Below are 5,972 nucleotides of genomic sequence, written 5' to 3' on the forward strand. Positions count from 1 at the left end.
ATGCGCTTTTCTTATGGATGCGTCTTGAAATTGTGTCTCCCACTGGGGACGCGTCGATGGTGGGTTTCATATGATGCTAGGGGAGGAACAATCATGATACGTGTGTTAGTAGCAAAGCCGGGGTTAGACGGGCATGATCGAGGCGCTAAAGTGATTGCGCGGGCCTTACGGGATGCGGGGATGGAGGTGGTATATACGGGGTTGCACCAAACCCCAGAACAAATTGTCGATGCCGCACTGCAAGAAGATGTTGATGTTCTCGCCCTTTCTATACTGTCCGGGGCGCACCCCACTTTAGTCCCTCGTATTATGGACCTGGTGAAGACTCAAGGAATGGACGATCTATTGGTGTTGCTCGGAGGGATTATTCCCGATGACGACATCGGGCCCATGTTGGCAGCTGGGGTATCACAGGTATTTGGACCCGGTACGGATACCCATGACATTATTCATTATATTCGGGAGCGAGTAGCGGAACATGCGTGAGACGGTCGGAGAAATTGCCGAGGGAGTTGCAGCGCATCAAAAGCGGGCCATCGCGCGGGGACTCACTTTGATTGAACGAGACGCAGAGAGTGGCAGGCAACTGGTGAGAGAATTATTCCCGCTGGCCGGAAAGGCCCATATCGTTGGTATCACCGGCGCCCCGGGAGTGGGCAAGTCGACGCTGGTGAATAGTTTGACGTTGGCGCTGAGGACACACCATCAACGCGTAGGAATTCTCGCGGTGGACCCATCCAGTCCTTTTACCGGTGGGGCTATCTTGGGTGATCGGATCCGCATGCAAGACTCGGTGATGGATGACGGTGTGTTTATGCGCAGTTTGGCCAGTCGCGGGCACCTGGGCGGACTTTCGAGGGCGACCTTCGGGGCGGTGACTTTGCTTGACGCGGCGGGATTTGACGTGATTTTAATTGAGACAGTTGGCGCCGGACAATCAGAAGTGGAAATTATGCAACTTGCTCATTCCACCATGGTCGTGTTAGCCCCCGGGCTCGGTGATGATATTCAGGCGATCAAAGCGGGGATTTTAGAAATTGGGCAGATATTTGTGGTCAATAAGGCGGACCGCGACGGGGCAGACCACACGGCCCGGGCGATTCGCGGGATGCTGACGTTGGGGATGCAGCATTTAGACTGGTTTCCACCCATTGTGAAGACGGTGGCGGAAGGCGGCCAAGGAATGGAAGAGTTAGTGGAGGCCATGGGTGAACATCGCACCTATCTCTTAGAGTCCGGCAGGCTGACCGATATCCGACAACGTCAGACGGAACATCTGATTGGCTTAGCCGTCCAAGATTTGGCAATGCAGTCCATCCAAGCGGCAGTCGAAACGAAAGAGTGGGAAACACTGACCCGACAAGTTCATTCGGGTGAACGTGATGCGGCAATGGTGGCTGATTCATTGTTGACGGAATGGATATTAGGACGAGGAGGGGAGTCGGATGGCACTTAGCCTATTAAACGCTGACGAGAATGCGATTCGCGATGCCATTCGCCAACTGGTACACAATGAGATCTTGCCGAATTCGGTGCCTTTTGACCGGGATGAGATCTACCCGCGAGTCAATATGGAACTTCTTGGTCAACAGGGTTACCTTGGCATGATTGTCGACCCCGAATACGGAGGGGCTGGCACGTCGTACTTGGCGCAAACGCTTGTGGTGGAATCTTTGGCCGAGGTGGATCCCGCCACCGCCGTGATTTATGAGGTACATAATTCATTACACATTGAGGCGATATGGCGCTTTGGGACTGACGCGCAGAAACAACGTTGGCTGCCATCGTTGTGTGCGGGGGAGGCGATTGGCGCTTTTGCGCTGAGTGAAGCTGATGCGGGATCGAATGCTGCGGCGCTTGCAACGCGGGCCGTCAAGGAATCCGCGGGATACCGCCTGACCGGGCGTAAAATGTTTATTACCAGCGGCGGTGAAGCTGAACGCTATGTGGTATTCGCGACCGTGAATCCGGAAATCGGCTCACGGGGCATTACCGCCTTTGTTGTGGATAAGAACATGCCGGGCGTGACCTTCGGGCCCCCGCTGAAAAAGATGGGCATTCATGCTTCAAGAACTGCGGAAATGGTGCTAGATGGCGTGCTGGTGCCTGAAGAAAACCGCATTGGTGAGGAGGGTGCGGGATATTCCATGGCACTTTACCTCCTTGACGGCGGACGGATCGGGATTGCCGCCCAAGGGGTGGGGATTATGGCGGCCGCCTTGGTCAGATCATTGAAATACGCCCGGGAACGACAACAGTTTGGTAAAAGTATTGGCACCTTCGAGGGGGTGCAATGGCGTCTCGCCAATATGGCGACGGACTTACATGCTGCAAGACTTATGACCTATGAGGCAGCGCGACATCGCGAGGAAGGTCCCATCCAACGGCCTCTCTTTGCGATGGCTAAATTGTTCGCCTCCGAACACGCGGTACGCCATGCCGAAGACGCCATTCAGATTTTTGGTGGGTACGGCTACATGACCGAGTATGGGGTAGAGCGGTTATTGCGTGACGCCAAAATCACCGAAATCTATGAAGGCACCTCAGAGATTATGCGTTGGGTGATTGCGTCTCAGCTTCTTAAAGACTACGATTTGGATAACATCTGAGGAGGAACAACCATGCCGGCCACAAACCCTATTCCCGTGGTATTGGCCGGAGCGACCGGGAAAACCGGCGGTGCGATAGGGCGAGCATTGGTCAAAGATGCCCGCTATAGACTGGTGGGAGCGTTATCGCGTCACCATGCGGGAGAGTCATTGGGACTCATCTGGGGTGAGACTCAGGTGGATGTGGTATTAACTTCCGACCTTGGGACAGTAGACCTGGAGTATGCGGTGTTGGTCGACTTTACGGAGCCGGATTCAGCGATTGCCCGCCTCATCGCAGCTGTTGAGCGGGGCTGGGACATTGTGGTGGGGACCACCGGATTTGGTGCCGACGATCGGGAACGATTAAGTCGGCTGGTGGAAGAACGGCACGTGGGTGCGGCGGTGATTGCCAATTTTTCTTTGGGAGCGTTTGTGGCTGAACTTCTTGCCAAAGAGGCGGCGCGGTATTTTCACGCCGTTGAAGTGGTCGAGGAGCATCATGCGAGAAAGAAGGACCGTCCATCGGGAACCGCCAAGGTGATGGCAAGCGTGCTCGGAGAAGCGATGAAACGGCCTGCGGATTCGATACCTGTGCATTCGCTGCGGTTGCCCGGTCTAGTGGCGCACCAGGCGGTGGTCTTTGGGGCTGAGGGCCAGGTGCTGACGATTAGACACGACGTTCATGATCGTACCGCGTATATCGAAGGCGTATTAGCGGCTATTGACCAGGTGCAACGCATTCGCGGCGTAGTCATGAACGATTTGGGCTCGGTGTTGGAGAGTCGTCCGCCACTTTAGACGACGTGGTCCGTTGACGCGCTAATTCCCGAAAACGGTCGCGATATGACTGGGAATGGGAAGCGAGTTCTTGGGCAACTTTATTTTTTAGGTTTTCGAGTTCGGATTGAGCCCCGTCCACGAGCGGCTTTTTTTTGGCCATCGATGATGTGCACCTCCATGAAATATTATGGACAGAAATCGCAGCTACCACTCTTGAAAAAGTTACTACAAAATTTATGAATGAGGATGGGATGACAACGATGGCTTTGACATTAGAAGATGTGGTGCAAACGCCGAGACCGGGATCACGGGTTCCGACCGCTGTCAGCTTTTCTGACGATGGCCGCCGGGTGTATTACCTTTTTCCAGAGGGTGAGGGGACGGCGCTATCGCTCTGGGAGTACGACACGGAGAGTGGTCACAACCAGGAAATCTTGAAAGCTCCAGCCGTAGAAAGCCAAGAGACCTTTGATGAAGAAATGCGACGGCAACGGGCGCGCCTGGCGTGGGAAGGCATTACCCGTTATGAGTGGAACCATGGCCGAGTATTGGTTCCGCATCATGGTCGACTCTATATCGCGGAGGCGGGAGGGGCGCTGTCCGAGGTGGGGCATGTTGAGGATATCGTGGATGCGCATTGGTCACATCAAGGAGATTACATATATGGTGTGAAAGGTAGAGATTTAGTGCGCATCGATTGGCGTCAGGGTAGCCTTGAAACGTTGCAGAAGAGTGAAATCAAGGGAGTATACTACGGGGCCGCAGAGTATGCGGCCCAAGAGGAGCTAGATCGCAGCCAGGGGTATTGGCTGTCCCACGATGACCGCTATCTAGCGTTGACCGAAGTGGATGAGCGGAGCATCCCGATGTATCCCATTGTGCATCAGAGTGAGGGGCCGGTATGGGTTGAAGAGCATCGTTATCCTTGTGTCGGGGAAGCTAATGCTAAAGTTCGACTGGGTATTCGGCCTACCACCGCTGCGGGCGAAGTGCAGTGGCTATCTTGGGGGGCGGAGGAACGTTACCTTCTTGATGTCGCCTGGACCGAGGACAACCACATCTGGGTGCTGACGCTGGCACGAGATCATAAACACCTGGCGTGGGACGTGTTCGATGTGGATGGCAGTAAAATTAGCCGCCCCTATGAGTCGCGTCATCCCCAATGGATCAATCGTCCCGGGAACGCCTTTTTCACCCCGCAGGGTGCCCTTATATCGTCCACAGAAGATTTAGGGAAACGGCAGGTGGTCATCATTGCGGAAGACGGGATGAGTCGCATTCTCTCACCCCAGCCGGTACCGGAGTGGCACGTTATGGATGTCGTGGGTATCAATGCGCAGGGTACGATGGTGTATGTGTCTGTGGCACGCGACCTAGCCTTGGATCGCGCCCTGGTCGCTATGAACTTGGTGAGTGGTGAATGGACGGAGTTGACGTCGGAACCGGGTTGGCATGTCGTGACCGTCGCACCGCACGGGGAGGCTTTTATTGACCAATATGGAGACTTTGATCACGCTCCAAGCACCACCTATGTGAAAGACGATACGTCTCGTGTGATCGTGTCCAACGATGTCACGCGAGCATCGCTAAAACTCGCCGCTCCGGAACTTTTCCGCTGCCAAGTGGGTGATAGGGTGCAGTTGAACGGTCTTATATATAAGCCAGAAGGCCCCGCTCCCGAAGGTGGCTATCCCCTCATTGTCTCAGTGTACGCGGGTCCGCATGCCCAAATGGTGGTCAGGAGTTGGGACGAAACCGTTGATTTGCAAGCACAGTATTTGGCAGAGCACGGCTATGTGGTCATGAAGCTTGACTCTCGGGGTAGTGCCAATCGGGGAACGGCGTTTGAGCAAGCGATTTATCACCACTTTGGAGATGTCGAATTGGCTGACCAAGTGGCCGGCATTCGCTATCTCAGTGAAAAACTGCCGATCAATCGGGACCGTGTTGGAATCTATGGGTGGAGTTATGGTGGATACATGACCTTGCGGGCATTACTCATGGCACCCGAGATCTTTAAGGTGGGGGTATCTGGCGCACCGGTGACAGACTTTCGTTGGTACGATACGGCATATACTGAGCGCTATCTCGGAACCGATGAGAACAACCATGCCGGCTATGAGAGCACCTCGCTGATGGATAAGGCAGGTAATCTAGCAGGCCACTTGCTGTTAATCCACGGGATGGTGGATGAAAATGTGCATTTTAGAAACTCTGCTGCCATGATTCAGGCTTTCATCAATGCGGAAAAAGATTTTGACCTCGTGGTGTTGCCAGGTTCGCGTCACATGGTGCGGGGGAAGGAAAATACACGGTATCGCGTCCGACGGACGTTGGAGTTTTTTGAAAAGCATCTCTAGATGTCAAACTAGTAGGGGAAGCAAACGGGCGAGACCGATCATTTTGTCCGTTTGCTTTCGAGATCGTGTCATCGATGAGACCCCGTGGCGATGCGCACGGGCCATGTTAGGCCGGGAATTGGGCACAAAAAAAGCCCGCTAAGACAAAGGGCGTTATCAAATAACATAAAATGGTCGGAGAGACAGGATTCGAACCTGCGACCTCCTGCTCCCGAAGCAGGCGCGCTACCAAGCTGCGCTA

General features: G+C 54.4%; 5 protein-coding genes. All 5 read left to right on the forward strand.

Annotation, left to right across the window (positions count from 1 at the left end; genetic code table 11):
* Positions 1-93 precede the first annotated feature (93 nt).
* Entirely contained in the window at positions 94-486 is a 393-nt protein-coding gene (locus ACOJWD_RS02010) for a cobalamin B12-binding domain-containing protein (RefSeq protein ID WP_486991552.1), read from the forward strand.
* The gene (meaB, locus tag ACOJWD_RS02015; protein ID WP_486991553.1) at positions 479-1,456 is read left to right on the forward strand and encodes a methylmalonyl Co-A mutase-associated GTPase MeaB; all 978 of its coding nucleotides are present in this window, start codon (positions 479-481) and stop codon (positions 1,454-1,456) included. The genes ACOJWD_RS02010 and meaB overlap by 8 nt, the downstream gene beginning before the upstream one ends.
* Positions 1,446-2,609, forward strand: coding sequence for an acyl-CoA dehydrogenase family protein (locus ACOJWD_RS02020; RefSeq protein ID WP_486991554.1), 1,164 nt, complete (start codon positions 1,446-1,448; stop codon positions 2,607-2,609). Before meaB ends, ACOJWD_RS02020 begins: the two co-directional genes overlap by 11 nt.
* A gap of 12 nt (positions 2,610-2,621) precedes the next feature.
* Entirely contained in the window at positions 2,622-3,389 is a 768-nt protein-coding gene (gene dapB / locus ACOJWD_RS02025) for a 4-hydroxy-tetrahydrodipicolinate reductase (RefSeq protein WP_486991555.1), read from the forward strand.
* 242 nt (positions 3,390-3,631) lie between these two features.
* Complete coding sequence (locus tag ACOJWD_RS02030; protein ID WP_486991556.1) at positions 3,632-5,731, forward strand: S9 family peptidase; 2,100 nt, start codon at positions 3,632-3,634, stop codon at positions 5,729-5,731.
* Positions 5,732-5,972 lie beyond the last annotated feature (241 nt).

The organism is Sulfobacillus sp. TH-112 (assembly GCF_057473405.1).

Bases quoted from the DNA above. Each gene is read 5' to 3' on its own strand.
- ACOJWD_RS02020 (WP_486991554.1), top strand. From the start codon at position 1,446: ATGGCACTTAGCCTATTAAACGCTGACGAGAATGCGATTCGCGATGCC.
- ACOJWD_RS02010 (WP_486991552.1), top strand. From the start codon at position 94: ATGATACGTGTGTTAGTAGCAAAGCCGGGGTTAGACGGGCATGATCGA.
- dapB (WP_486991555.1), top strand. From the start codon at position 2,622: ATGCCGGCCACAAACCCTATTCCCGTGGTATTGGCCGGAGCGACCGGG.
- ACOJWD_RS02030 (WP_486991556.1), top strand. From the start codon at position 3,632: ATGGCTTTGACATTAGAAGATGTGGTGCAAACGCCGAGACCGGGATCA.
- meaB (WP_486991553.1), top strand. From the start codon at position 479: ATGCGTGAGACGGTCGGAGAAATTGCCGAGGGAGTTGCAGCGCATCAA.